Genomic DNA, 26,344 nt, shown 5'->3' with positions numbered 1-26,344 from the left:
ACCCGGCACCTACAGGCTCTTGAACAGCTCCAGCGCGTGCGCCCGGGACTCCTTGAGGTCCACGATGGGCTCCACGCCCTCCTGCCGCCCGCTCCAGCGGTCCACGTACTCGAAGTCCGGGTCGAACTTCTTCTGCTGCGTCTCGGCGTTGAAGATCCGGAAGTAGGGCGCGGCGTCCGTGCCGCAGCCGGCCACCCACTGCCAGTTGTGCGGGTTGCTCGCGGGGTCCGCGTCCACCAGCGTGTCCCAGAACCACTGCTCGCCCAGCCGCCAGTCGATCAGGAGGTTCTTGGCCAGCAGGGAGGCCACCACCATGCGCACGCGGTTCTGCATGGTCCCGGTCTCCCACAGCTCGTGCATCCCGGCGTCCACCAGGGGAATCCCGGTGCGCCCCATCTGCCACGCGGCGAGCACTTCCTCGTCCAGCGGGGGCCACGGGAAGGCGTCGAACTTGGGGTTGATGTTCTCGGTGGCCATGTCCGGGTGGACGTACAGGTTGTACCAGGAGAACTCGCGCCACCCCACCTCGGTGAGGAACTTCCCGGGGTTTTCAGCGCGCTCCAGCGCCGTGTGCCACACGGTGTACGAGCTGATCTCGCCCCAGCGCAGGTGCGGGGACAGCCCCGACGTGGCGGGTTTGGCGGGTACGTCCCGGTCCTGGGCGTAGCGGGGCAGCCGCTCGTCAAGGAACTCGTCCAGCCGCTCGTGCGCCGCCCGCTCCCCCACGGTCCACGTGCGTGCCAGCCCCCCGGACCAGTCCGGGTGCGTGGGCAGCAGGCCCCAGTTGGCCAGGTCATCGGAGGCCGGTGCCGGGTCCGCAGGCTGGAGCGACGACGGCGCCGGGTACGGTTCCCGGGGCGGCGGCCCACTGGTGCACGCGCGCCAGAACGGCGTGAACACCCGGTAGGGGTCCCCGTTCTGGGTGCTGACGGTCCACGGCTCGAACATGAGCGAACCGGCATACGAGTGGGCGTCCACACCGTTCTTCCCGGCCCACTCCTTGAGCCCGGCATCCACCGCACGTTCCGGCCCACCGTAGCGGCGGTTCCACAGCAGGCGGCCCGCACCGGTCTCGCGCACGACGCCGGGCACCACCTCCCCTGCCGGGCCGCGCCGCAGCGTGAGGGGCACCCCCAGGTCGGAGAGGTCCGCGGCCAGTGAGCTCAGGGAGTGGTGCAGCCACCACTTGGCAGCGCCACCGAGCGGGCGGATACCCTGCGACTCCTCGTCCAGGACGTAGAGGCACACCACGGGTTCGCCGTGGGACACCGCCTCGTGCAGGGCGGGGTGGTCGGTGACCCGGAGGTCGTCGCGGAACAGCACCACGGTGGTCATCTGGGCTCCTCACCCGATCTGTCGGGGGTGTGCAACGACCCCCGCTGCGCAGCAGCGGGGGTCGCGGCCTCGGTCACGGCCAATCTACACAGGGGGACCGCGCCGGGCCCGGGGCGGCAGGCCCGCAGCGGTCCGCACCGCACCACCGGCGGCCGAGCGCGGACCCGGCCCAGCGGCGTCGTCCTGCGGCGGCGTGGGGCGTCAGGCCACCAGACCGTAGATGATGCCGCTCACGGCCACCAGCCCGGCCACCGTGACGAACACGTTGGAGAGCTTGCCGCGGTAGGGCTCCAGCGCGGGGAGCTTGTGGATCGCGTACATGGGCATGAGGTACAGGATCATCGCGATCACCGGGCCCGCGAGGGACTCGATGAGCGAGAGCACGCTGGGGTTCGCGATGGCCACGAGCCACGTGGTCACGAACATGAACACGGCCACGGCGGTGTGCAGCGTCTTGGTGCCGATCCTGGTTCCCTGCGGGTCCACGGTGGAGCGCACGACCCCCACGGCGCCTTCGGCGGCGCCCATGTAGTGGCCGAAGAAGGAGGAGGCGATCGCCGTCAGCGCCACGGCGGGGCCCAGGTAGGCGATGAACGGGCTGCCGTTCTCGTTGGCCAGGTAGGAGAGGACGGGCAGGTTCTGGTCCTTGGCGGCCTGCAGCCCGTCCGGGCCCAGCGAGAGCACGCAGGACCACACGAAGCCCATGGTGAAGATGACCAGCAGCATGGTGCTGCGGCGCAGCACCACGGAGGCGCGCTCGCTCGCATGCTCCCCGTACTGGTGCTTCATGGCCACGGAGAACTGGCTCACGGCCGGCGAGTGGTTGAAGGCGAACACGAGCACCGGGATGATCATCCACACGGACATCAGGAAGTCGCCGGCGGACGGCACGCCCTGGAACACGCTGAGGTCCCACGTGGGGATCAGGTACAGCGTCACGCCCAGCAGGATCAGGATCAGCGGGTACACGAGCCACTGGGTGACGATCAGCATGATCCGCTGACCCGTGAACATCACGAGCATGAGCAGCGCCACCAGGATGCCCGAGAGCAGCCAGCGCGGCGGGGACGCCATGCCCAGCTGGTTGACCATGAGGCTGTCCACGGTGTTGGTGATGCTCACCCCGTAGATCAGCACGATCGGGTAGATCGCCAGGAAGTACAGGACGGTGATGACCCGGCCGATGCCCTCACCGAAGGCCTTGCGGGCCACCACCGTGATGTCCTCGCCCGGGACGGGGGAGGCGCACACGAAGCGGGACAGCGCCCGGTGGGACAGGTACGTCATGGGGCCGATCAGGATGGTGACGATCAGCAGCGGCCAAAGACCGCCAAGCCCAGCGTTGATGGGCAGGAACAGCACTCCCGCGCCCACGGCGGTGCCGAAGAGGGAGATGGCCCAGTTGGTCTCGAACCGGCGGTTGACGGGCCGCTCGTTCGCGGCCCCCGCCTGCGTGACCGTGGCGGAGGACCCTCCGGTCGAGGCGTTCGTGGGGTCTGGGGCGTGGTCGTGGTCAGCCACCGGGGTCTCCGTGCTGTCGGGGAAAGGAACGAGCGAAAGGATGCGGACACCCTGTGAGCCGGATCATAGTTATACGCGATTCGGTGGCATTGTTCAACAAACTCCCGTCGGCCCAGGTCGCACCGTAGGGCCCTCCCGTACCATGGACGCATGGATCCCGAGCTCCGCCTGGACACGCAACTGTGCTTCGCGCTGTACACCGCCTCGCGCAAGGTCACCAGTGCCTACCGGGAGCCGTTGAAGGCGATGGGTCTGACCTACCCGCAGTACCTGGTGATGGTCGTGCTGTGGGAGGACGACCACCGCTCCGTCCACCAGCTGGGGGAGACCCTCATGCTGGACAGTGGAACCCTCTCGCCCCTGCTGCGGCGCATGGAGGCCGCCGGCTTCGTCACCCGCAAGCGGTGCGAACGCGATGAGCGCTCCGTGGTCGTCTCCCTCACGGACGCCGGTCGCTCCTTGGAGGAGAGGGCCGCCGCCATGCAGAAGAAGCTGCTGGACGAACTGGACATGAGCCTGCGGGAGAGGCTGACCCTGCACGAGCTGGCGCGGAGGCTGTACACCTCGCGGTGACACCCTCCGGCCGCACCCGTGCAGGGCCGCTCAGCGCGCGCTGAGGGTCACAGCACGCCGTACTCCTCGAGCAGCTCGCCCACCTCGCCGTTCTCCAGACGACGACGCAGCCGCTTGCGCAGCGGTTCCGGCCCGGGGATCCGGACCTTCTCGCCGTCCCGCAGCCGGGTGAGGCCTTCCAGCAGCACCCGCACGTCGTAGGTGCTGCCCCACGTCTCGGGAACGCCGCGCTCCACGCCCATGAGCTGGTAGACGGCCTCCATGCCGGTGCGCACCGAGTACTCGGTGGTGAAGATGCAGTCGCGGCCGGTCTCGGCGAACTGACCCAGGAACGCGAAGTTCCGGGCCCCCTCGGGCACCACCTGCGGGCGGTCGCCCGCGTGGCGCGGCATGAAGAAGCTGGTCACGTACGGCATCATCACGGGCACCGTCTTGGCGCCGGTGGCCGCGAGCTCCGGGATCTCCTCCACGGGAACGCCCATGTGGTAGAGCCACTCCTGGGTGATCTCCTCGCCCGTGCACTCGGCCATGGTCTTCTTCACGAAGTCGCCGGGGGTGTCCACGAACAGCGAGTAGACCCACACCACGATCTGGTCCTTCGGCTGCTTCTTGAAGTGCGGCTGGCGGTTCACGGTCCAGCTGAGCAGCCACGAGGAGTCCTCCGCCGTGACGATCCCGCCCGTGACCACGCGGCCGCTGAACGGATCCCGCTGCGCGATCTTCCGGATGTACTCGGGGATCCGCTCGTCCAGGGTGGTGACGGTGGCGGACTCCCACTTGGTCTCGTCGATCGAGGAGCAGAACACCTCCGGGCGCCCGAAGGAGGGGTCCTTGGCGGCGATCCGCTTCCACAGGTCCCAGGCCGAGGCGGGGCCGCGGTCGAGCTTCGCGGGGGTGGCGTGGTCGCCGTCGTCCGAGTTGTCCACGAGGGAGCCGATGGTGGTGAACACGAGGTCGTGCTCGCCCAGCTCCTGGGTCTCGGTGGCGCCCTCGCGCACCCAGTGGATCGCGGTGGCGCGGATCTCGCCGTTGCGGTGGGAGAAGTCGATGTCGCGGACGTCGGTGTCGTACTGGAAGGTGACGCCGCGCTCGGTGAGATAGGAGATCAGGGGCAGCACGAAGGACTCGTACTGGTTGTACTTGGAGAACTTCAGCGCGGAGAAGTCCGGCAGCCCGCCGATGTGGTGCACGAAGCGGTGCAGGTAGAGCTTGAACTCCAGCGCGGAGTGCCACTCCTCGAACGCGAACATGGTGCGCCAGTACATCCAGAACGGGGAGGCCAGGAACTCCTTGCTCATGACCTCCTGGATCTGCTTGCCCTCCATCTCCTCGCGCGTGGCCATGAAGACGTGCAGCAGGTCCTTCTGGGCGCGCTGCGGGAGGTCGAACTTGCCCTCGTGGCCCGCATCCCGGCCCTGCTTCACGGTGGCGCGGCGCAGGGAGTAGTTGGGGTCGTCCCGGTTGAGCCACGCGAACTCGTCCAGCACGGACGCGCCCTCGATCTCCAGGGACGGCACGGAGCGCATCATGTCCCACAGGCACTCCATGTGGTTCTCGAGCTCGCGCCCGCCGCGGATCACGAACCCCTTCTCAGGGACGTCCAGACCGTCCAGGGCGCCACCGGGCAGCCGGCCCTTCTCCACCACGGTCACGTTCTCGCCGGGCACGCCGGCGTCCCGGACCAGGAACACCGCCGCCGCGAGTCCGGCCAGACCGGATCCCACGATCCACGCGCGGGTGTCCTGGGCGTGCTCCGCCGGGCGGGGCCGCATGAAGGCCTCGTAGTTGCCTGCTGTGAACTGCATGTCGTTCCTCCTTCCGCGGGGCGTCGCTCTGGCGCTCCCTGCGTACATAATTGAGCCTACTCAATTTTGAGTGCAATACAATTATCTGGTGGAGAAAATTCAGAACCCGACGCCGCGCCGCCGGGGACATCCCCTGGAGCACGCGGCCTCCCGCGTGAGTCCGCGCGGTCCCGGCCGCCGTGAAATCGCCAAGGCCGAGAAGCGCGCCCGCATCCTGACCGCCGCCCGCGCGCTCGTGAGCGAGAAGGGCTACGCGCAGATGTCCATGAGCGAGGTGGCCGCCCGCGCGGACGTGGCAGCGGGCACCGTGTTCCAGTACGCCGCCACCAAGGCGGAGCTGCTCATGATGGTCACCGAGAACATCTGGGCGGACCACGTCAACGACGCCCTGGACGCGACCCCCGGCCCTGCCCAGCGCTCCCCCGCCGCCGTGGTGGACGCGATCATGGACTCGCTGGACCCGATCTTCGACATGGCCGTCCACTGGCCCGAGACCACGGTGTGGATCGCCCGCGAGATCCTCTTCGGGGAGGACCTGCCGCACCGCCGCGAGGTGCTGGTGCTCGTGGAGAAGCTGGAGGACCACATCGCCCGGATGCTCGCGGGCTGCCGCCCCGCCGCCTCGGACGCCGACGCCGCCCCCCTGGACGTGGGTGCGCGGATGATCGTCACCAGCGGGCTGGCCGAGCTCAACCGCGCCCGCCAGGGTCGCGCGGAGCTGGACCTGGTGCTGGAGCGGATGCGGGAGATCGTCGCGCTCGTGGCCGCGGGCGTGGGCACCGCACACGCTCCCGCGCACGACGCCGCCGTCCCCGCCTCCCCGGAGTCCGCCCGGTAGCCCGCCGGGGCGCGACGCCGCCGTGCCCCGGGTGGCCTGCTCAGGGAGCACGGAGCGGCGCCAGCGCGTCACGGGCAGGCGCTGGAGCGGACGGCGGCCGCGCCCCGCTCAGGAGGCGGTCACGGCCCCGCGAGGACGAACCCGTGACCCGCGCGGCGCGTGACGAGGCGCGCGGGCCCGGCCGTGCGGCGTCGTCGTCCGGGCATGGGAGAGCCCCGGCTCGCGGACGGGCCGGGGCTCTCAGCAGGCGGGGATCAGCTGCGGGGCAGGGTGATCAGCGCGGTGTGGTCGTCCAGGTCGGGGCGGTTGCGGCCGCCGCCCTTGACGAACAGCAGGTAGCCCACGCCCAGGAGCACGAGCCACACGACGCCCACGATCAGCGCCACGCGGGTGTCCGGGAACCAGCCGAGCAGCACGATCACGAACAGGATGCCGGCGGTCGCGGCCCACGAGGCCACGGGCCAGAACGGGACCTTGAACGCGGACTCGGGGCGGTTCTTGCGCTCGATCTCGCGGCGCATGGCGATGTGCGAGAGCAGGATCATGAGCCACACCCACACGGTGGCGAACGTGGCGATCGAGGCGATCACCAGGAACACGTCCTCGGGGATTACCACGTTGAGGATCGCGCCGATGCCCAGGGCGACGCACATGACCACCACGGTGAGCCACGGGACGCCGCTCTTGGACACCTTGGTGAACGCCTGGGGCGCCTGCCCCTGCTCCGCGAGGCCGAAGAGCATGCGGCCGGCGCCGAAGGTGTCCGCGTTGATTGCGGAGACAGCGGCCACGATGACCACCACGTTGAGGATGGATGCCGCCGCGGGAATACCCAGGGCGGAGAAGATCTGCACGAACGGGCTGGCCTCGCCGGTGATCTCGGTCCACGGGACCAGAGACATCAGCACCACCATGGTGCCCACGTAGAACAGCAGGATGCGGGCGGGCACGGCGTTGACGGCCTTGGGGATGGAGCGGGCCGGATCGCCGGCCTCACCCGCGGTGATGCCGATGGTCTCGATGCCGCCGAACGCGAAGACCACCACGGACAGCGCGGCCAGCAGACCACCCAGGCCGTTGGGCATGAAGCCTCCGTGGTCCACCAGGTTCTGCGGCCCCACGGGCTCGCCCGGGGCGTAGGAGACGCCGAGGACCATGAGCACGATGCCGCCGCCGATCATCGCCAGGATGGCACCCACCTTGATGATGGTCAGCCAGAACTCCATCTCGCCGAAGATCTTCACGTTGCGGGTGTTGATCGCGGCGATGAACAGGATGACGGCCGTGACCCAGATCCAGCGGGGCGTGTCCGGGAACCAGAAGCCCATGTACACGCCGAACGCGGTGACGTCCGCAATGGCCACCACGATCATCTCGAACACGAACGTCCAGCCCGTGACGAAGCCCGCGAACGGGCCCAGGTAGCGCGCGGCGTACTGGCCGAAGGAGCCCGGAACGGGGTGGCGCACGGCCATCTCGCCCAAGGCCCGCATGACCATGTAGACCACCGCTCCGGCGATCAGGTACGCCAGGATCACGGAGGGTCCGGCCGCCTGGATGGCGGTGGCGGAGCCGTAGAACAGGCCCGTGCCGATCGCCGAGCCCAGCGCGATGAACTGGATGTGGCGCATGCTCAGCCCGCGGGACAGCGTGGGGTGGCCCGCCCCGCCCTGCTGCGGTGCGGGCGGCGGGGATGCGGGACTACTCATGGCGCTCTCCTGTGGTGTTCCCGGCGAGGCCGGTGGGTGGGGTGCTCAGGGCGTCGTGGGCCAGGGTGGTGATGAGGCGCGCGGCGGCGCGGGCGGTGCGGCCGTCCACGTCCATCCGCGGCAGCAGCTCCACCACGTCCACGAGCACCAGTTTGCCGCTGCGGGCCACCCGGTGGCACACGGCCTGGATGGTCTCCAGGGGAACACCGTATCCGGCCGGGGCGCTCACGCCGGGCGCCACGGCGGCGGGCAGGACGTCCAGGTCGATGCTCAGGTGGATGGCGTCCACGCGTTCGACGAGGCGGTCCACGACCTCCAGGACGGCGTCGAGGTGGCAGGGCTGGCACTGCTCGTCCGTGAGGAACTCGACGCCCAGCTCCTCCGCGGTGCGGAACAGGATGCCGGTGTTGTTGGGCTCGCTGATCCCCAGCACGGTGTAGTCGAACGCGCGGCCGGCCTCCTGGTCCGCGCGGGCCATCTGCAGGAACGGGGTGCCGGAGGAGGGCTCGTCCGCCTGCCGCAGGTCGAAGTGGGCGTCCAGGTTCAGCACACCCACGCGCTGGTCCCGCAGGCGGTCGCAGCGGGTGCGTCCCAGGTAGCTGCCCCACGCGGTGTCGTGGCCGCCACCCAGGACGACCACGGGGTTGCCCGTGTCCAGGAGGCGTGCGACCTGGTGGCCCAGGGTGTCCTGGCCGTCCTCCAGGTCGCGGCCCGGGACCACCACAGTGCCGGCGTCGTGAATGCCGAAGTCGGCATGCATCGCCAGAGGGGCGAGGGCACCGCGCAGGGCGTCCGGGCCCTCGGAGGCGCCCACGCGGCCCTTGTTGCGGCGCACGCCCTCGTCGCAGGAGAAGCCGATGAGCTCGACGGCGGGGGTCTGCGCGGTCTGCGAAGCAGTGTCCTGGTCGGCGCCGCGCTGTCCGTCACCTCGCGAGGCGTTCTGAGGGGTCTGCTGCGCGGCTTCATGAGCGATGCCCTGCCGTGCTCGTTGGTGCCAGCGCAGGTGCTCCGGGGTGTCCGCGTCCGTCCTGCCGCTCCACACCTCAGGGTCCGGCGGGGTGATCCGGGTGGTCGTCATGCAGCATCCTTCCCTGCGGTGCCGCCTCCCCGGGCCGCCTCGCGGTGCTCGCGTGTGATCTGAATTACCTTTCGCTCCAGACAATCCCATCACCGGGGATCGCGGGGAGGCCCGACACCAGATATCGTCTGGTATTCCAGACACGCAGATCGTACGACACGCGGGCCAGACAACGACGCCGCTCGCTGGGTCCCTGGGGCGCGGCGCCGCATCTCGGAAACGGCCGGGGCCGGCCCTACCGTTGCGGAGCCGAGACGCGCGAGGTGCGGCCTCGGCCATCGACAGCCCCACCGCATCACCGGCACTGTGCCAGACCGTACTCACACCGCGGGCTGCGGGCACCGCGGGGGTACCGGACGCGCCCGGGGTGACCGTGCGGCGTCGTCCGCCCGAACTAACACCGTCCGAAGGGAACGCGATGACCGGAGCCAAAGTCCCCGCCGCGCAGAACACGCTGCGGATCCTGCGGTTCCTGGCGTCGCGGAAGGGGCCGGTGGCGGCGGCGTCGATTGGGACGGCGCTGGAGCTGCCGCGGTCCAGCGTGTACCACCTGCTGGCGGTGATGACGGAGCAGGGGTTCGTGGTGCACCTGCCGGAGGAGCGGCTGTACGGGCTGGGGATCGCGGCGTTCGAGCTGTCCTCGGCGTACACGCGGCAGGATCCCATGGCCCGGCTGGGTGAGCCGCTGCTGCGCGCGCTCGTGGACGCGGTGGGCGAGAACGCGCACCTCGCGGTGATGCACGGGCGGGACGTGGTGTACGTGGTGGAGGAACGGGCGCCGTACAAGCCGTCACTGGTGACGAACGTGGGGGTGCGCATCCCGGCGCACCTCACGGCGAGCGGGCGGTCCATGCTCGCGGGCCTGCCCGCGGCCCAGGTGCGGGCGCTGTACCCGGACAGGGACTCGTTCGCGTCGCGCTGGGAGAGCACGGCGATCACGACGCCTGGGCAGCTGCGCGCCGAGCTTTCGCGGACCCGTGAGCGCGGCTGGGCCGTGGAGGAGGGGGACGTGACGCCGAACTTCGCCTCCGTGGCGGTGGCGGCGCACGACCACCGGGGGCTGCCGGTGGCGGGGGTGGCGCTCACGTTCCTAGGACACAAGATCGACGATGAGCGGCGGGCGGAGCTGGTGGGGCACGTGCGGCGGACGGCGGAGGCGCTGACGCGGCGGTTGCATGGGGCGGTGCCGGGGGCTGGAGGGTAAGCGGCCGGGGCCGGAGGGAATTGAACCGATATCGCAGGTCAGTTCACCTGCCCGGCAATATCGACTCTGGACAGTGGTAACACTGGGGACATGAAGCACTCGATGAAGAGGCATCAATCTTCGGGTCGTTGCAGGCCGGTATCGCTAGCCGTCGCCGCTGCTGTAGTCGTGGTGTTCGGCGCAGGATGCAGCGTGGACCACCGGGACGCAACCGCGCCGAGCACGGCTCCTGCCTCTCATTCCTCGTCACGCGCATCCTCCGCGACTCCGTCCGTGACGCCGTCCCCCACGGCGTCGACTGCGGTTCCGACGTCATGAACGCCGACCGCGGCGCAACCCACCGGGACCGTGAAATCCATGCATCCGGCGACCCCGACCCCGATTCCTGGCGTGACCACCGGCCGATCCTCGGGAGGGCCGATCCCGGGGATCCACATTGCCACGGAAGAGCAAGCCCTGGAGTTGATTGGCAAGGTCGACGGGTTCAATCCCGACATCTGCTACATCAGCGACAAAAACCCCGATGGATCATTCACGGTCACAGGACAGTCCAAGTCCATGACGGGCCAGGGCGGATCCGGCACCACCGGGGTGTGGACGGTATATCAGGACGGCTCTTACCACTTCGGTCAGGATTTAGCTGACGGTTGAGCGGCGGCATGCGATCCGGGCGGTGCACTGGGGTGGAGCACCCTTTGCTCGTCACGCTCTGACCTCCTGGGCGAGGAATCCCTAAGCCCGGTACCCTTGGACGTCCCCCCTCCCCCGATCGGACGTGACGAATGGACACCTCGCCCACTGATCCTGCTCCGCGAGTTCTGTCTCGGCGCACCCTTGCCCGCGGCCTCGCATGGTCAACCCCCACACTGGCGCTAGCCGCCGTCGCACCGGCCTATGCGGCGTCCAGCACCTGCAGTCCGACGCTCACCTCCCAGGGCGGCCTGATCTACGGCTGGGGCGGCACAGGGGGAAGTGGGACCACCACGCAGACCATGACCGTGGGGGCCGAGACCTACGTGTACGGTCTACCCGCGGGCGTGACGGTCGTGAAGATCACCTACCAGTGGTGGATCATGAACCGTCAGGGTCAAGACTCGTCAGGGCCAGGGGCCTTCTGGGTGGGCAATCGCACCTCGAGCCGCAGTACCGAAAACCGCTCGGCCATGCCCTACACCACGGGTAGCCGGGGTTGGCGTGGCAGCCTCGCCAACACAGTGAACAACACCTCAGTGATGTTTCCGGACGGCACCTCATACCCGGCCTGGGACCTGAACTTCCTGTGGAATGGGAGCAATGGCGCCAACGGCACCTATTCGAGTGGCACCGACGGGTGCACCAACTTCGTCAGCGGACCGTCCGGGCGTTTCGGCGTGACCTACACCGGTGTCACGCCTCTGGCCCGTTGCCCCAGTCCCGACGGAACCATCCCGAACTTCAACACCATCGAGGTCACCCTCTCGAACGGGCAGGTGCTCAACACTTCAATCACCAACAACGGCGGATCCACCTGCAAGTGAGGGGAACAGACCGGGAGCGGTGAGGTAATGCTCCTCGCGAGACACCTGGTCAGCAACCACACCTAACGTCCATCGTGTGGTGCCCCACTCGACCCCCCCCTGTCTGGCATCCCAGACACAACCCCCTCCAGAACCCGTGACCCCCGTCACCGCCCGTGGTCCCATGGACTCATTCCCCGTCCGCGGCCTCACGCGCCCCGGACCGACCCGCACCAGGAGGCACCTCATGGCACTGCCCAACGCCCGCCCCGTCCGCGCACCCCGCGGCACCGAGATCAGCGCCAAGAGCTGGCAGACCGAAGCGCCCCTGCGCATGCTCATGAACAACCTGGACCCGGAGGTCGCTGAGCGTCCGGACGACCTGGTGGTCTACGGCGGCACCGGCCGTGCGGCTCGCAGCTGGGAGGCGTTCGACGCCATCGTGAAGACCCTCAAGGAGCTCGAGGACGACGAGACCCTGCTGGTCCAGTCCGGCAAACCGGTGGGTGTCTTCCGCACCAACAAGTGGGCCCCGCGCGTGCTGATCGCCAACTCCAACCTGGTGGGCGACTGGGCCACGTGGCCCGAGTTCCGCAAGCTCGAGGACGAGGGCCTCATGATGTACGGCCAGATGACCGCCGGGTCCTGGATCTACATCGCTACGCAGGGCATCTTGCAGGGCACCTACGAGACCTTCTACGCCGTCGCCCGCAAGATGCACGAGGAAGGCCGCATCCCCGAGCCCACCCTGGCCGGCACCCTGACCATCACCGGCGGCTGCGGCGGCATGGGCGGCGCCCAGCCGCTCGCCGTGACGCTGAACGGCGGCGCCTGCCTCGTCGTCGACGTGGACGAGACGCGCCTCAAGCGCCGCCAGTCCAAGCGCTACCTGGACGAGGTGGAGACGAACCTGGACACCGCCCTCGCCAAGGTCATGGCGGCCAAGAACGAGCACCGGGCGCTGTCCGTGGGGTACGTGGGCAATGCCGCGGACGTGTTCCCGGAGCTGCTGCGCCGCCACCGCGCGGGCGAGATCTCCGTGGACGTCGTGACCGACCAGACCTCCGCGCACGATCCCCTGTCCTACCTGCCCACCGAGTTCACCGTGGAGCAGTGGGACGCCGAGGCCAAGGCCGATCCCATCGGCTTCACCAAGAAGGCCCAGGAAGCCATGGCTGCCCAGGTCCAGGCGATGGTCGAGTTCCAGGACGAGGGCGCCGAGGTCTTCGACTACGGCAACTCCATCCGCGACGAGGCCCGCCACGCCGGCTACACCCGCGCGTTCGAGTTCCCGGGCTTCGTCCCGGCGTACATCCGCCCGCTGTTCTGCGAGGGTCTCGGCCCCTTCCGCTGGGTGGCGCTCTCCGGCGACCCCAAGGACATCGAGGTCACGGACAACGCCATCAAGGAGCTCTTCCCGGACAACAAGCACCTGCACGAGTGGATCGACGCCGCGCAGGAGCACGTGGAGTTCGAGGGCCTGCCCGCGCGCATCTGCTGGCTGGGCTACGGCGAGCGCCACAAGGCCGGGCTGCTGTTCAACCAGCTCGTGGCCGAGGGCAAGGTGTCCGCGCCCATCGTGATCGGCCGCGACCATCTGGACTCCGGTTCGGTGGCCTCGCCCTACCGCGAGACCGAGTCCATGAAGGACGGTTCGGACGCGATCGCGGACTGGCCGCTGCTCAACGCGCTCACCGCCGCGTCCTCCGGCGCCACCTGGGTCTCCATCCACCACGGCGGCGGCGTGGGCATCGGCCGTTCCATCCACGCGGGCCAGGTCTCCGTGGCGGACGGCACCGAGCTCGCCGCGCAGAAGCTCGAGCGCCTGCTCACCAACGACCCCGGCATGGGCGTGATCCGCCACGCGGACGCCGGCTACGAGCGCGCCATCCAGGTGGCGGACGAGCGCGGCGTCAACATCCCCATGCACAACGATCTCGCGGCCACCCGCCAGGCGGACCAGTGACCGGGCGCCCCACCTCCCCCACCGGGGACGACGACGCCGCACGCGGGCTCCGCGCCGATTCTCACCCGGGTGCCGCCTCCTCGGGGACGGCACCGGGGGCGACCAGCGACGCAGCCCAGCCGGGCGCGCGGTCGCACCGGGCGGCGTCGTCCGCCGGCGGGTCCGAGCTCATCACCGGCATCGGCGAGCTGCACACGGTGGACCCCGCGCGAGGTGAGGACTCCGTGCTCCGGGACGCGGCCGTCGTCGTCGAGAACGGGCTGATCGCATGGGTGGGCCGCGCCTCCGAGGCGCCCGCGGCGGACCGCGCCGTGGACGTGGAGGGGCGCGCGGGGCTGCCCGGCTGGGTGGACTCGCACACGCACCTGGTGTTCGCCGGGGACCGCGGGGAGGAGTTCGCCGCGCGTATGGCCGGCGAGGCATACGCGGCGGGTGGCATCGGCGTGACCACGAACGCCACCCGGGAGGCCAGCGACGAAACCCTGCGCGGGCTCGTGGCCGGGCGCGTGCGGGATGCCGTGGCCGGTGGCACCACCTACCTGGAGACGAAGACGGGCTACGGCCTGGACGTGGAGCAGGAGCTGCGCGCGGCGAAGATCGCCGCGGACGCCGCGGACGAGGTCACGTTCCTGGGCGCCCATCTGGTGCCCGAGGGCGTGGACGCGGACGAGTACGTGGAGACGGTGTGCGGGCCCATGCTCGAGGCCGTGACCCCGTACGTGCAGTGGGCGGACGTGTTCTGCGAGCGCGGGGCGTTCAATCCGGAGCAGTCGCGCCGCGTGCTCGAGGCCTGCCGGGACGCGGGGCTCGGGCTGCGGGTGCACGGCAACCAGATCGGCCCCGGTGAGGGTGTGTCCCTGGCCGTGGAGCTGGGGGCGGCGTCCGTGGACCACTGCAACTTCCTCTCGGACGAGGACGTGGCGGCGCTGGCCGGCTCGGGCACCGTGGCCACCGTGCTGCCGGCGTGCGACCTGTCCACCCGTGCCCCGCTGGCCCCTGCCCGTGAGCTGCTGGACGCGGGAGCCACCGTGGCGATCGCGTCCAACTGCAACCCCGGCACCAGCTACACCACGTCCATGAACTTCTGCGTGGCCACCGCGGTGCTGCAGATGAAGCTCACGGTGGACGAGGCCATCCGTGCCGCCACGCTCGGCGGCGCCAAGGCGCTGCGGCGGGACGTCTCCACCCCGGACCGGCCCGCCGTGGGCCACCTCGCTGTGGGCACGCGCGCGGACCTGCACGTGCTGGACGCCCCGCAGGCCGTGCACCTGGCCTACCGCCCCGGCATGCCCCTGACGTGGGGTGTGTGGCGGGCGGGCCGCCGGGAGATCTGAGCGCACCGAGTGACCCGGGGTCATCCACCCCGGGTCACTCGCAGGCCACCCCTTTTCTTCTCCACGAGTTGCCCAGACGACTCGGACCATCGACCGGAAGGACTCTTCCCCATGACCCTCTTCGACACCGACCTCCCCACCACCGTGCAGCTGGGCTCCTCCGGCGTCACGGTGGGTGACGTGATCGCCGTCGCCCGCCACGACGCCCGCGTGGAGCTGACCGACGAGGCCCGCGAGCACGTCGCGAGGGTGCGCCGGAACATCGATGAGCTGGCGGCGTCGGATGTGCCCGCGTACGGGATCTCCACCGGATTCGGCGCGCTGGCCAACAAGCACATCCCCCTGGAGAAGCGCACCCGGCTGCAGAAGTCCCTGGTGCGCTCCCACGCCGCGGGCACCGGGCCCACCGTGGAGCGGGAGGTGGTGCGGGCGCTCATGTTCCTGCGTGCCAAGACCCTGGCCTCGGGGCACACGGGCATCCGGGTGGAGACCCTGGAGACCATGCTCGCCGTGCTCAACGCGGGCATCACCCCGGTGGTGCACGAGTTCGGCTCACTGGGCTGCTCGGGTGACCTGGCACCGCTCGCCCACTGCGCGCTCGTGCTCATGGGTGAGGGCCGCGCCGTCGGACCGGACGGCACCGAGCGTCCCGTGCCCGAGCTGCTCGCCGAGGCCGGGATCGAGCCCGTGACCCTCGCCGAGAAGGAGGGCCTGGCGCTCATCAACGGCACGGACGGCATGCTGGGCCAGCTCATCATGGCGCTGGCGGACCTGCAGAACCTCCTCACCGCCGCGGACATCACCGCCGCGTTCTCCGTGGAGGGTCTGCTGGGCACGGACCGCGTGTTCGTCCCCGAGCTGCACGAGCCGCTGCGCCCCCACCCGGGCCAGAAGTATGCCGCTGCGAACATGCTCAAGGTGTTGGAGGGCTCCGGCATCGTGGCCTCCCACCGCGTGGGCGACGACCGCGTGCAGGACGCCTACTCCCTGCGCTGCGCCCCCCAGGTGGCGGGCGGCAGCCGGGACACCGCGGCGTACGCCCTGACCGTCGCGCAGCAGGAGCTCGCCGCGGCCGTGGACAACCCCGTGGTCCTGGACGACGGCACCGTGAGCTCCAACGGCAACTTCCACGGCGCGCCCGTGGCCTACGTGCTCGACTTCATGGCCATCCCGATTGCGGACCTGGCGTCCATGTCCGAGCGCCGCACCGACCGCATGCTGGACCCGGCCCGCTCCAACGGCCTGCCCCCGTTCCTCGCGGAGGACCCGGGCACGGACTCCGGGCTGATGATCGCGCAGTACACCCAGGCCGGGCTGGTCTCGGACATGAAGCGCCTGGCCGCCCCGGCGTCCGTGGACTCGATCCCCAGCTCCGCCATGCAGGAGGACCACGTGTCCATGGGCTGGCACGCCGCCCGCAAGCTGCGCCAGGCCGTGCTGAACCTGCGCCGCGTGCTCGCCATCGAGCTGCTCTCCGCCACCCGCGCGATCGCTCTGCGCGCGCCCCTGGAACCGGGCGCGGCGGCGTCGGCGGTCATCGCGGACCTGGACGGCCGCGTGGGCGCGCCCGGCGAGGACCGCTTCATGGCGCCGGAGATCGAGGCGGCCGAGGAGTACGTGGCCTCGGGACGCCTGGTGCGCACGGTCGAGTCCGCGGTGGGCCCGCTGAACTGACCGGCACGCGCGGGGGCGGGGCACGACGTCGCCCGCGTGCGTCCCCCGCGCACGGCCTGTACGCATGGGGCCGGGGGCCGCGTCTGAGGAGAGGTTCTGCCGCCGGAAAGTGCGTTTCCGGGGGCAGAACCTCTCCCTGCGCGTTGAGGCGAACGCGGGTCAGCGTTCGGACCTGTCCCCTCCGCAGACCGAGTTGTATCGTGGCTCACACGCGCGAAGGGAGCGTCCATGCCCGTCTACGAGTTCCGGTGCGAGGCCTGCGGGCCGTTCGACGCCCACCACGCCATGGCCCAGGTGCCACGCTCCCAGGACTGCCCCGCGTGCGGTGCGGACGCGCGGCGCGTGTTCTCCGCGGTGGGGCTGTCCCGCGCGAACTCTCCCCGGGCACGGGCAATTGACGACGCCGCCCGCACGGCTGACGCGCCCGACGTCGTCCGCTCCCTGCCCCGCCAGCCCGGCGCCCCCGGAGCGGCCCCTGCCGTGACCCGGGACCCCCGGCACGCGAAGCTGCCGCGGCCCTAGCTTCCCCGCACTGCCGCGCGGGAACCGCCCGCGGGGCTCTCCAGAAAGGTCACGGACCATGCCAGAAGTGATTTTCCCGCTGGACTCCACCAAGCCCTTCACCGAGCAGAAGCTGACCGGCCACAACCGCTGGCACCCCGACATCCCGCCCGTGGCCACGCTCAAGCGCGGGGAGAGCTACCGCATCGACTGCCGCGAGTGGTTCGACGGCGCCATCAAGAACGACGACTCCGCGGACGACATCCGGGACGCCCCACTGAACCGGGTGCACGCGCTGTCCGGGCCGTTCCGCATCGAGGGTGCGGAGCCCGGCGACCTGCTGATCGTGGACATCCTGGACGTGGGTCCCATCCCCCAGGAGGAGGGCCCGCTGGCCGGACAGGGCTGGGGCTACACGGGAATCTTCGCGCAGAAGAACGGCGGCAGCTTCCTGGTGGACCAGTTCCCGGACGCGTACAAGGCGGTGTGGGACTTCCGCGGCGGCGAGTGCACGTCCCGGCACATCCCCGGCGTGAAGTTCACGGGCATGGTCCACCCCGGCCTCATGGGCACTGCGCCGTCCGCGGAGCTGCTGAAGACGTGGAACAAGCGCGAGGGCGACCTGATCGCCACCGAACCGAACCGCGTGCCCCCGCTGGCCTTGCCGCCGGAGCCGGACTCCGCGATCCTCGGCTCGCTGACCGGCGCGGACTTCGACCGCGTGGCCGGCGAGGGCGCCCGCACCGCTCCCCCGCGCGAGAACGGCGGCAACCAGGACATCAAGAACTTCACCAAGGGCTCGCGCGTGTTCTACCCGGTGTACGTGTCCGGGGCGAACCTCTCCATGGGTGACCTGCACTTCTCCCAGGGGGACGGCGAGATCACGTTCTGCGGCGGCATCGAGATGGGCGGTTTCATCGACATCCATGTGGACGTGATCAAGGGCGGCATGGACACCTACGGCGTGAGCGAGAACGCCATCTTCATGCCCGGACGCAACGGTCCCGTGTACTCGGAGTGGCTGGCGTTCTCGGGCACGTCCGTGACGCTCGACGGCGAGCAGCGCTACCTGGACTCGCACCTGTCCTACCAGCGCGCGATCCTGCACGCCATCGACTACCTCGCCAAGTTCGGCTGGTCCAAGGAGCAGGCGTACCTGCTGCTGGGCGCCGCCCCCATCGAGGGCCGCTTCTCCGGGGTGGTGGACATCCCCAACTCGTGCGCCACGGTGTACCTGCCCACCGAGATCTTCGACGTGGACATCCGCCCCTCCGCCAGCGGTCCCACCCAGGTGGACCCGGGCATGGGGGCGCCGCGGGCGATGAACCCGGGCTGATCCCGCCACGGCCCCGCGCGGACGACGCCGCGGGGCCGCCTCTCGCAGGTGAGTGCACTTCCGCCCCAGGAACCGCGGTTTCCAAGGATGGAAGTGCACTCGCATGTCTGACGGGCGGTCCTCTCAATCCCGTGCGGCGGCCGCCAGGTGCTCCTGGATCTCCGCCAGCACCTCGTCCGGGCGCTCCTCCACCATGAAGTGCCCGGTGGGAACCGCCCGGCCGGTGATGCGTGGCAGCCACGGCCGCCACGCCTCCAGCGGGTCCGTCTGGGCACCCACCACGCCGTTGCTGCCCCAGAGCAGCAGGGCGGGGAGGTTGCGAGAGGTGCCGCGGTCGGCGTCGTCGTGCTCCCGGTCCACACCGGCGGCCGCGGCGTAGTCCGCGCACCACGCGGCCACGACGGACGGGTTCTGGGCGGCGGCCTCGTAAGCCGCGAGCGCCTCGGGGTCGAACGTGTCCAGGGAACCGGGAGTGCCACCCAGTCCCCCGAGGGCCGCGTGCAGGAAGGTGAGGGGCTCGGCGCTGATGAGCCGCTGCGGCATGGGTGCTGGCTGGGCCAGGAACAGCCAGTGGTAGTACCGGGTGGCCAGCCAGTCGTCCATGAGCTCCCACACGGTGGGGGTGGGGAGGATGTCCAGCAGCGCCACGGAGCGCACCGCGTCCGGGAAGTCCAGGGTCATGCGGTGGGCGGTGCGCGCGCCGCGGTCGTGGGCCACCACGTCGAAACTCTCGTGGCCCAGGTGGCGCATCACGGCCACCATGTCCGCCGCCATGGCCCGGAAACTGAACTCCTCGCTGTGCGCCGTGGAGTTCCCGTAGCCGCGCAAATCCGCGACCACCACGCGGTGGTCCCGCGCGAGGGCAGGGCCCAGTCGGTGCCACATGGCGTGGGTCTGCGGGAAGCCGTGCAGCAGCAGGAGCGGCTCGCCCTGCCCGCCGGTCCGCGCGTGGATGGTGGCCCCGGGGACGGAGATGCGGTGGGTCTCGAAGTTCTCGAACATGGGGCCATTGTGCGCCTCCCAGATGGGGGACCACCCGTGCAGCCGGGCCCGTCAACACACTCGGGGCGGGAAACCTCCCGACTGCTCCACGAACGGGGCTGAGACACCCATGGCCTCAGGCGCACAGCGTCTGAGGAGAGGTTCTGCCCCCGGAAAGTGCGTTTCCGGGGGCAGAACCTCTCCCTGCGCGTCGGGCCACCCACGGGACATCGCCCGCCCCACGCGTGGCGCCCCGCCGCGCCCTACTCCCCCTCGAACGGCCACCCGTGCGCCGCGAGCATCGCCCGGATGCGTGCGATCTCCTCGGGCTTGGGCTCGTCCTCCGTGGCGCGCTGGATGGCATCGCGGGCGTCCGCCTCGGAGGGTGCCACTCCCTGGTCCCGGGCGTCCTGGGCCAGCTGGTCCGCGATCGCGGCCATGTCCGCGTCGTCCAGCTGGGGGCGGAGCACCGCGAGCACCGGGAGGTAGTCCTGGGTGGGGACCCCGTTGGGGTAGTCAGCCCGCAGCCAGTTCATCACCCTCGCCACGTAGCCGGGCTGGCGGGGTGGTTCGTCCTGGCTGGCGCCCACCAGGGGCCACCCGGCGCGCGCGAGCTCCGCGGCGACGTCGTGCTGCTGGGCCTCGGAGGACGTGGCGGGGCCCAGGAGGTCTCCCGCCGGAACGTCCAGCGCCTCGAGCAGGCGCTCGGTGCGGTGCGGGCCCACCGTGCGAGCCAGCAGCTCCGCGAGCGCGGCGTGCTGCTCGGGCGGGACGCCCTGCGGGTAGGCGGCCCGAATGTGCTCGAGAGCCGCGTCGAAAGTCATCATCCGAACACCGTGATCCCTAGGTAGTGCTCCAAGCTCTTGCGGGTGATCCAGAGGACCCCGATCAGCACCGCGGCGAGCACGATCGCAAAGCAGAGTACCGCCCCGGCGAGCGCCACGGGGTTCCTGCGGGCCGTGCCGTCGGGGCCGGGGTCCGGGGTGGCGCGGCTCCACAGGGTGATGCCCACGGTGAACAGCGCGGGCAGGCCGGCGCCGAAGCACAGGCCGGCCACGAGCACGGCCAGGGCGGATCTCGCCATCTCGGCAATCATGAGCGGGTGACCTCCTGGGTACCGGAGCGGAGGGAGTCGCCGGGTGCGGGGGTGGTGCCCTCGTCCCAGTCGTCGTTGACGTTGTGGCGGTCCACCTTCTGGTGGCGGGAGCGCATGAAGATCAGGGCTGACGTGACCACCATGAACAGGAAGATGGCCACGGCGCCGGCCAGTCCCCCGATCGCGTGGGCGACCACGAAGCACGCCGCACCCACCACGGCCGCGGCGGGCAGCGTGAGCAGCCAGCCCACCACCATGCGCCCGGCCACGCCCCAGCGCACCGTGGCGCCGGGCTTGCCCACCCCGGATCCGAGGATGGAGCCGGTGGCCACGTGCGTGGTGGACAGCGCCATGCCGAAGTGGCTGGAGGTCAGGATGATGGCCGCCGACGACGCCTCGGCCGCCATCCCCTGCGGCGGCTCGATCTCCACGAGGCCCTTGCCGAGGGTCCGGATCACGCGCCAGCCGCCCAGGTACGTGCCCAGGGCGATGGCCACCGCGCACGAGACGATGATCCACGGGGGCAGACCGTCGTCCTCGATGCCCTGCACGCTCAGGCTGCCGTGCGCGATCAGGGCCAGGGCGATCACGCCCATGGTCTTCTGCGCGTCACCGGTGCCGTGGGCCAGGGACACCAGCGACGCCGTTCCCACCTGTCCCCAGCGGAACCCCTGGTCCCGGTGGCGACGGTCCGCCCCGCGGGCGATGAGGTACACGAGCGCGGTTCCCACAGCGGCCACGCACCCGGCGATGAACGGGGCCAGCGCGGCGGGCACCAGGATCTTCTGCACCACTCCGGCCCAGTTCACCCCGGCCACCCCGAGCGAGGCGAGACCCGCGCCGATGAGCCCGCCGAACAGCGCGTGGGACGAGCTGGAGGGCAGGCCGAACAACCACGTGGCCAGGTTCCAGAGGATGCCGCCGATGAGCCCCGAGAAGATGAGGGTCAGTGCGATCGTGGGGTCCAGTCCGGAGACGAGCCCGCCGTCCGGGGTCTGGATGAGCAGCACGTCCTTGGTGACCGTGGTGGCCACCTCCACGGAGAGGAACGCGCCCACCAGGTTCAGCACCGCGGACAGCGTCACGGCCGTGCGGGGCTTGAGCGCTCCGGTGGCGATGGACGTGGCCATGGCGTTGCCGGTGTCGTGGAATCCGTTGGTGAAGTCGAAGGCCAGCGCGGTCACGACCACCAGGCCCAGGATCACCAGTTCAACTGTCATTCCCCCAGGATGATCCCCACCGGGGCTCCGTGCCAAAAACGCGGCCGCACCCGGCCCCGTGGTGTTGGACACCTTGCTGACAACGCACGTACCCGCTACCACCGGCAGCGGGTACGTGCGCGGTTCTCGCGACGGAGCGGCCAGCCCTCGCGCGGGGTTCGTGGTGCCGGTGTGGGCGCCCACCGTGGTCGATCCCGCGGCCGCCCCTCGTGCGCGGGGCTCGTCCCCCCTCCAGGGCGGGGGGTCAGCCCTTGCGGAGGGTGATCTGCCAGCTGGCGTCGCCCTTCTCCACGAAGTCGGTGACCTCGTGCCCGTCCGTGGCCGCCCACTGCGGGATGGCCTCGGTGGCCTGGGTGCAGTCGAAGTCGATCACCAGGTGGTCACCGCTCTGCAGGGTCTGCATCACGTCCTTGGCCTCGATCAGCGGGAACGGGCACACCGCCCCGAGCGAGTCCAGGGCCCAGTAGCCGTCCCCCAGGTCCTTCAGTTTCGACGACGCCGCTGCGCCCGGGTTCCTGACCATGAGCGCCGTGGGTGCCGCGGAGAGTCCCGAGAACACGTCCGCGCCCGAGGTGCGGGGGGCACCCGCGGTGGGAGCGGCGTCGTGCGCGGCGGTGTCCGTGGCGAGGGGGCGGGCCGTGGGGGCGGCGTCGATGGAGTTGTCGTCCGGTGCGGAGGCATCCACGGTGTGGTCCAGGCTCTCGGCGGTGGAGTAGGTGCCCCCGCTGGTGCCCTGCTCCGGCTGGGTGACGGTGGGCTTGAGCCAGATCCTGGTGGCCGCACCCACACCCAGGGCGATGAACAGCAGCGCGATCCAGCCCTGGAAGGTGAACAGGCTGGTCTGGACCATGCCGTTGCCCACCGTGCAGCCACCGGCCAGCGCTGCACCGACACCCATGAGCAGGCCGCCGCCGATGGAGCGCACGGTGGTCCTGGCGTCCGGGACGCGCACGCGGAACTCGCCCGTGGACTTGGCAGCGATGAACGAGCCCACCAGGATGCCGAGCACGAGCATCACGCCCCAGTCCAGCTTCTTGTCCGCGCCGGTGACCAGGAAGTTGAGCAGGTTGGCGGTGGGGGTGGTGATGCCCAGACCGTCGTTGCGGCCGGTCGCGGCGGACAGCGGCCACGCGATGACGCCGATCAGACCCACGAGCGCGCCGGCGGTGTAGACGTGCAGGGGCTTCTTCCAGGCGGGACGGCCGTTCAGCCGCGCGGGCTTCACGGTGTTCTTCTCGCGGTTGAGGAAGTGGCGCACCATCACGCCGGTCACCGCGGCCAGGACGATCACGAACAGCCAGGGGGACACGCCCAAGGCGTCCGGGATGGTGGTGAGCCCGGTGTCCCACTGCTTCATGCCGGAGTTGACATCCTTAAGCACACCCGTCTTCATGGCGGAGGCGGACAGCGCGTACATGGCCAGCGCGATCCAGGAGCCCACCAGGCCCTCACCCGAGCGGTACCACGTGCCGGAGGCGCAGCCGCCGGCCAGGATGATGCCCACCCCGAACATGAACCCGCCCACGACCACCGCGAGCGGCATGAACGAGGGGTAGTCCGGGGAGATCACCCCGAGGGTGGTGAGCGCAGCGAGCCCCACGGCGTGCACGGTGATCACCACAAGCAACGCCGTGAACGTGCGCCACGAGCGCTGCAGGAAGACGTCCCGCAGCATGCCCGTCACGCAGAAGCGGCCGCGCTGCATCACCACGCCCAGCAGGGCGCCGAGGACGAGTCCGGTGAGGATCATGAGTGTGTCCCTGTTTCTCGCGCCCTCCCCCGGCGCGGTGAGCGTCAAATATTGAAGAGGTAACCATGTGGGGAGTGCCTGTCATTCAACTCCCCCCATCGTGGGAGGTCCAGGGAGGTGTCACGGGGCGCAACAGTGGTGGTCGCGATCACTCCCGAGGTGCATGTTTTAGACTGAAGTATGCAGTCCTCCCCCCGCAGCACCCCCCGGGAAGCATTTGGCGCGCATGACGGCGCCGGGTCACCCATCTCTCGGCGCACCCTTGCCAAAGGCGCGGCATGGGCCGCCCCCACCGTTCTTTTTGCCGCACCTGCTCCGGCGGCGGCGGCCTCCGTCCGGGATGTCATTGTGCGGGCTGAGCCGTGTGGCAAGGATTCGCTCCTCGTCAACCGGATCCCTTTTTCGATCACCACGGTCTACGGAGCCACCCTCCCCGCTGGCACCCGGTTCGAATTGAAGTACGGCGGAGGGTCGCGGTCATCACCTACATGGGACGGCGCGCTGGCAGCGAACAGCAACATCACCTGGACACCAGGAAACGACTCCAGCATCACAGGGGGGCGCTGGGGCACCGTCGTGTTCATTCTCAGATCCCCCATGCCCGCCAACACCACGTGGAACCTGGACTTCCACATGGACATCGGCGCGTCAATCACTGACCAAGTGACAAGCTTGACAATGACCAGCTCGTTGCCGGACCAGAACAAAGACACTGGCAATGATTCGGCATCCCACCAGATGTATCGCGGGGGATGCGGGACCTGACGTCTCGGAACAACCCATTGGCCAATCCCGGGTCACGGACGGGCGAACCCGGCCCTTTCCCCGATGAGCGCCGCCGATCTCTCCCCCACCCGCCCCACCGACATCGGCACCTGCCCGAACACCGACCGCGGGATGGGGTGACGGCACAGCTCCGCCGTGCGCCTCTCGTCCCAGTCCACGTAGACGTACCAGCCGCCGTCATCCCCGGCACGAAGCTCAGCAGCCTCAGCCTCCACACCGCCCACCTCGAACGCCGTGCGCCGCACCGTGCCCACCGCGCACAGCTCCTGCCGCTTGGACAGGTACGCCCAGATCACGTCCCCCGCCTTCATGGTGCGGAAGCCCGTGCGCAGGCACCAGCGGTCGATGGGCTGCGAGCGCCCGATCGCCTCCCACACCTCCGTGGCGTCTTCACGGGTGCGCCAGTCCGCGGGCATGTGCTCCGCATGGGCGGCGGGGTTGATGGGCAGGAACCAGTGGACGTCCTCGCTCATCCGCGCCCCACCCACGAGTCCGCGGACCCGTCCGCCAGCAGCGCGTCGTACCCCTCCCGGAACGTGGGGTACCGCCACTCCTCGCGGGGCACCAGGGCGTGCACCAGCTCACCGTCCACGATCTTGCCGAGCGGCCCCTCCCCCGGCCCGGAGTCGTCCGGCGGCACGGGCACACCCAGCCGGTGCGCGAGGTGCGCGGCCACGTCACCCAGCCGTGCGGCGTCGTGGTCCACGGCGTGCAGCAGCCGCGGGAGCCGGGCCGGTGCCGACGCCGCCGCCGCACCGCCTCCCCCCGCGACCGTCCCGCTCCGCGAGGCTCCCGTTCGCTGACCCGCCGCGTCGCCGACTCCGCCGGGCATCCCTGTCTGCGTGGAATCCTCCCGCTCGCCCGCCACGGTGCCCCGTTCCAGCAGGGTGACCAGGACCGTCACGAGGTCGTCCCGGTGGATCCTGTTGGTCACCCGCCGGTGTGCCAGGGGCGCCCCGCGGCGCACCCGCTCGATCATGGACGTGCGCCCCGGTCCGTAGATGCCCGCGGGCCGCACGATCACGAGGTCCGGGAACAGCTCCGCCGCCAGATCCTCCGCCGCGAGCAGCACGTGGGCGGTGGGTCGCTGCGGGTCGGGCGGGGTGTCCTCGGTGACGCGTTCGCCGTCGCCGCCCAGCACACCCGTGGAGGACACCAGGACCACGAGCGGCTCCTGCTCCCCGAGTGCGCGCCGCAACCCCCGCAGGCCGCCCAGGTAGGTGTGCTCGTACCCGGCGACGTCGTGGCCGTCCGCCGTGAGGGTGACCACCACGGCGTCCACGTCCGGAAGGCGTGCCTCGCCGGGATCCGTGAGATCCAGGGACGCCCCTGCCAGCGGCGCGGGCAGCCGGTCCGCATGCCGCCGCACACCGGTGGCCGCCCACCCCCGCTCGCTCAGTCGCAGCCCCAGCGCGGTTCCCACGTCCCCGCAGCCGGCCAGCAGAACACGCCGTGATTCGGTCTCAGTCATGCCTCCACCCTGCCACGCAGCTCCGCATGGACCACACCGTGGAGCGTCGAACAAACTTTCGTCACCCCACTTACCATCGCCGCCGAATCGGACTACGCTGGGAACTCCCAAGCCCCGCATCACCTCATCGGCCCTCCGGGCCTGAATGGAGATCGCACCATGATCATGAAGACTCTGCACGACGCCGGCATCCGCTCCGAGTACGCCTACGCCGCGGGCATGGGCTCCATCGGCCTCGCCTTCGTGTCCTGGGGCCTCTCGCGCTTCAAGAGCGACGACTCCAAGGCGCAGTCGGACCGCTGGGGCATCTTCGTGGGCCACTGGGCCCCCACTTTCATGAGCGTGGGTCTGGCCCTGTCCCAGTACGAGCAGACCCTCGAGAACAAGAAGAAGTAGCCACCGGCCCCGCAGCCACTCGGCGCAGGAAAACCGCCCCGCACCTTCCTGGTGCGGGGCGGTTCGTCTGTCAGCGGCTGCCCGGTGCGGCGCTCAGTGCCCGTAGCCCTGGGACTGCTCCTCCGTGCCGGCCTGCTCCTCGAAGAACTCCTGCTGCTCCTGGGTGTCCGCCTGCTCGGCGGCCTTTTGGCGCTGCTCGTCGGTGTCCACCTGGCTGACCGACTCGGTGTTCTCGTCCTGCGGGTCCTTGCCCATGGCTGCACTCCTTCACGGT

General features: G+C 70.4%; 25 protein-coding genes and 1 pseudogene. 12 read left to right on the top strand and 14 right to left on the bottom strand.

Annotated elements, in window-relative coordinates:
* Positions 1 to 9 precede the first annotated feature (9 nt).
* Positions 10 to 1,335: a cryptochrome/photolyase family protein gene (locus HMPREF2833_RS08010; protein ID WP_047979411.1), complete on the bottom strand. Its 1,326-nt coding sequence runs from the start codon at positions 1,333 to 1,335 to the stop codon at positions 10 to 12.
* A 201-nt stretch (positions 1,336 to 1,536) separates the two neighbouring features.
* Positions 1,537 to 2,856, bottom strand: coding sequence for an SLC5/6 family protein (locus tag HMPREF2833_RS08005; protein WP_070637320.1), 1,320 nt, complete (start codon positions 2,854 to 2,856; stop codon positions 1,537 to 1,539).
* Positions 2,857 to 3,006: 150 nt separating this feature from the next.
* On the opposite strand from HMPREF2833_RS08005, the gene HMPREF2833_RS08000 reads away from it, so the two are divergent.
* Complete coding sequence (locus tag HMPREF2833_RS08000; protein WP_047979501.1) at positions 3,007 to 3,429, top strand: MarR family winged helix-turn-helix transcriptional regulator; 423 nt, start codon at positions 3,007 to 3,009, stop codon at positions 3,427 to 3,429.
* Between the two features lie 47 nt (positions 3,430 to 3,476).
* Here HMPREF2833_RS08000 and HMPREF2833_RS07995 read toward each other — a convergent pair whose 3' ends face one another.
* Complete coding sequence (locus tag HMPREF2833_RS07995; protein ID WP_070637317.1) at positions 3,477 to 5,234, bottom strand: oleate hydratase; 1,758 nt, start codon at positions 5,232 to 5,234, stop codon at positions 3,477 to 3,479.
* 88 nt (positions 5,235 to 5,322) lie between these two features.
* On the opposite strand from HMPREF2833_RS07995, the gene HMPREF2833_RS07990 reads away from it, so the two are divergent.
* Entirely contained in the window at positions 5,323 to 6,072 is a 750-nt protein-coding gene (locus tag HMPREF2833_RS07990; RefSeq protein WP_246829099.1) for a TetR/AcrR family transcriptional regulator, read from the top strand.
* 254 nt (positions 6,073 to 6,326) lie between these two features.
* Here HMPREF2833_RS07990 and HMPREF2833_RS07985 read toward each other — a convergent pair whose 3' ends face one another.
* Both HMPREF2833_RS07985 and hutG read right to left on the bottom strand, forming a co-directional pair.
* Positions 6,327 to 7,781 (bottom strand): amino acid permease, encoded by a 1,455-nt coding sequence (locus tag HMPREF2833_RS07985; RefSeq protein ID WP_070637315.1) that lies wholly within the window; start codon positions 7,779 to 7,781, stop codon positions 6,327 to 6,329.
* Positions 7,774 to 8,859, bottom strand: coding sequence for a formimidoylglutamase (hutG, locus tag HMPREF2833_RS07980; protein WP_070637313.1), 1,086 nt, complete (start codon positions 8,857 to 8,859; stop codon positions 7,774 to 7,776). The genes HMPREF2833_RS07985 and hutG overlap by 8 nt, the downstream gene beginning before the upstream one ends.
* A 418-nt stretch (positions 8,860 to 9,277) precedes the next feature.
* On the opposite strand from hutG, the gene HMPREF2833_RS07975 reads away from it, so the two are divergent.
* From HMPREF2833_RS07975 to fmdA, 8 genes are all read left to right on the top strand, one after another.
* Complete coding sequence (locus HMPREF2833_RS07975) at positions 9,278 to 10,063, top strand: IclR family transcriptional regulator (RefSeq protein WP_070637311.1); 786 nt, start codon at positions 9,278 to 9,280, stop codon at positions 10,061 to 10,063.
* A 348-nt stretch (positions 10,064 to 10,411) separates the two neighbouring features.
* A complete protein-coding gene (locus HMPREF2833_RS12395) occupies positions 10,412 to 10,714 on the top strand; it encodes a hypothetical protein (protein WP_141756171.1) in 303 nt (100 codons plus the stop codon).
* A 131-nt stretch (positions 10,715 to 10,845) separates the two neighbouring features.
* On the top strand, positions 10,846 to 11,580 hold the full coding sequence (locus tag HMPREF2833_RS07970; protein WP_168165717.1) for a hypothetical protein: 735 nt from the start codon (positions 10,846 to 10,848) through the stop codon (positions 11,578 to 11,580).
* A 226-nt stretch (positions 11,581 to 11,806) separates the two neighbouring features.
* Entirely contained in the window at positions 11,807 to 13,525 is a 1,719-nt protein-coding gene (locus tag HMPREF2833_RS07965) for a urocanate hydratase (protein WP_070637309.1), read from the top strand.
* Positions 13,526 to 13,695: 170 nt separating this feature from the next.
* The gene (gene hutI, locus HMPREF2833_RS07960) at positions 13,696 to 14,859 is read left to right on the top strand and encodes an imidazolonepropionase (RefSeq protein ID WP_070637612.1); all 1,164 of its coding nucleotides are present in this window, start codon (positions 13,696 to 13,698) and stop codon (positions 14,857 to 14,859) included.
* A 111-nt stretch (positions 14,860 to 14,970) separates the two neighbouring features.
* Positions 14,971 to 16,533 (top strand): histidine ammonia-lyase, encoded by a 1,563-nt coding sequence (hutH, locus tag HMPREF2833_RS07955; protein WP_070637307.1) that lies wholly within the window; start codon positions 14,971 to 14,973, stop codon positions 16,531 to 16,533.
* Between the two features lie 228 nt (positions 16,534 to 16,761).
* Positions 16,762 to 17,055 (top strand): FmdB family zinc ribbon protein, encoded by a 294-nt coding sequence (locus HMPREF2833_RS07950; protein WP_039100667.1) that lies wholly within the window; start codon positions 16,762 to 16,764, stop codon positions 17,053 to 17,055.
* Between the two features lie 58 nt (positions 17,056 to 17,113).
* Entirely contained in the window at positions 17,114 to 18,370 is a 1,257-nt protein-coding gene (gene fmdA, locus HMPREF2833_RS07945) for a formamidase (RefSeq protein WP_070637306.1), read from the top strand.
* A gap of 123 nt (positions 18,371 to 18,493) precedes the next feature.
* On the opposite strand, the gene HMPREF2833_RS07940 is transcribed toward fmdA, so the two are convergent.
* From HMPREF2833_RS07940 to HMPREF2833_RS12715, 6 genes and pseudogenes are all read right to left on the bottom strand, one after another.
* Positions 18,494 to 19,372 (bottom strand): alpha/beta fold hydrolase, encoded by an 879-nt coding sequence (locus HMPREF2833_RS07940; RefSeq protein WP_070637305.1) that lies wholly within the window; start codon positions 19,370 to 19,372, stop codon positions 18,494 to 18,496.
* Positions 19,373 to 19,614: 242 nt separating this feature from the next.
* The gene (locus HMPREF2833_RS07935; RefSeq protein WP_070637303.1) at positions 19,615 to 20,178 is read right to left on the bottom strand and encodes a DUF3349 domain-containing protein; all 564 of its coding nucleotides are present in this window, start codon (positions 20,176 to 20,178) and stop codon (positions 19,615 to 19,617) included.
* Positions 20,175 to 20,447: a hypothetical protein gene (locus HMPREF2833_RS07930; RefSeq protein WP_039100661.1), complete on the bottom strand. Its 273-nt coding sequence runs from the start codon at positions 20,445 to 20,447 to the stop codon at positions 20,175 to 20,177. The genes HMPREF2833_RS07935 and HMPREF2833_RS07930 overlap by 4 nt, the downstream gene beginning before the upstream one ends.
* Positions 20,444 to 21,667, bottom strand: a complete 1,224-nt coding sequence (locus tag HMPREF2833_RS07925; RefSeq protein ID WP_083310963.1) for an inorganic phosphate transporter — start codon at positions 21,665 to 21,667, stop codon at positions 20,444 to 20,446. Before HMPREF2833_RS07925 ends, HMPREF2833_RS07930 begins: the two co-directional genes overlap by 4 nt.
* A gap of 244 nt (positions 21,668 to 21,911) precedes the next feature.
* Complete coding sequence (locus tag HMPREF2833_RS12720) at positions 21,912 to 22,124, bottom strand: sulfurtransferase TusA family protein (RefSeq protein ID WP_338074425.1); 213 nt, start codon at positions 22,122 to 22,124, stop codon at positions 21,912 to 21,914.
* Positions 22,125 to 22,511: 387 nt separating this feature from the next.
* A pseudogene (locus HMPREF2833_RS12715) lies at positions 22,512 to 23,342 on the bottom strand (YeeE/YedE family protein); the annotation flags it as partial.
* A gap of 255 nt (positions 23,343 to 23,597) precedes the next feature.
* On the opposite strand from HMPREF2833_RS12715, the gene HMPREF2833_RS12390 reads away from it, so the two are divergent.
* Positions 23,598 to 24,182, top strand: coding sequence for a hypothetical protein (locus HMPREF2833_RS12390; RefSeq protein ID WP_141756169.1), 585 nt, complete (start codon positions 23,598 to 23,600; stop codon positions 24,180 to 24,182).
* A gap of 32 nt (positions 24,183 to 24,214) precedes the next feature.
* Here HMPREF2833_RS12390 and HMPREF2833_RS07910 read toward each other — a convergent pair whose 3' ends face one another.
* Both HMPREF2833_RS07910 and HMPREF2833_RS07905 read right to left on the bottom strand, forming a co-directional pair.
* Positions 24,215 to 24,676 carry a hypothetical protein gene (locus HMPREF2833_RS07910; RefSeq protein ID WP_070637609.1) on the bottom strand — a complete coding sequence of 154 codons (462 nt, stop codon included), beginning with the start codon at positions 24,674 to 24,676 and terminating at the stop codon, positions 24,215 to 24,217.
* A complete protein-coding gene (locus tag HMPREF2833_RS07905; protein ID WP_070637297.1) occupies positions 24,673 to 25,674 on the bottom strand; it encodes a Rossmann-fold NAD(P)-binding domain-containing protein in 1,002 nt (333 codons plus the stop codon). The genes HMPREF2833_RS07910 and HMPREF2833_RS07905 overlap by 4 nt, the downstream gene beginning before the upstream one ends.
* 159 nt (positions 25,675 to 25,833) lie before the next feature.
* Here HMPREF2833_RS07905 and HMPREF2833_RS07900 point away from each other — a divergent pair, with 159 nt between their 5' ends.
* The gene (locus HMPREF2833_RS07900; RefSeq protein ID WP_070637294.1) at positions 25,834 to 26,070 is read left to right on the top strand and encodes a hypothetical protein; all 237 of its coding nucleotides are present in this window, start codon (positions 25,834 to 25,836) and stop codon (positions 26,068 to 26,070) included.
* Positions 26,071 to 26,163: 93 nt separating this feature from the next.
* Here HMPREF2833_RS07900 and HMPREF2833_RS12510 read toward each other — a convergent pair whose 3' ends face one another.
* A complete protein-coding gene (locus tag HMPREF2833_RS12510) occupies positions 26,164 to 26,325 on the bottom strand; it encodes a hypothetical protein (RefSeq protein ID WP_168165716.1) in 162 nt (53 codons plus the stop codon).
* Between the last annotated feature and the right edge of the window lie 19 nt (positions 26,326 to 26,344).

The sequence above is a fragment of the Kocuria sp. HMSC066H03 genome, assembly GCF_001812045.1.
In the GTDB taxonomy this organism is placed as follows: domain Bacteria; phylum Actinomycetota; class Actinomycetes; order Actinomycetales; family Micrococcaceae; genus Kocuria; species Kocuria rhizophila.
Note: the sequence above shows the minus strand (reverse complement) of the source record. Positions and strands in the feature narration are given on the sequence as shown.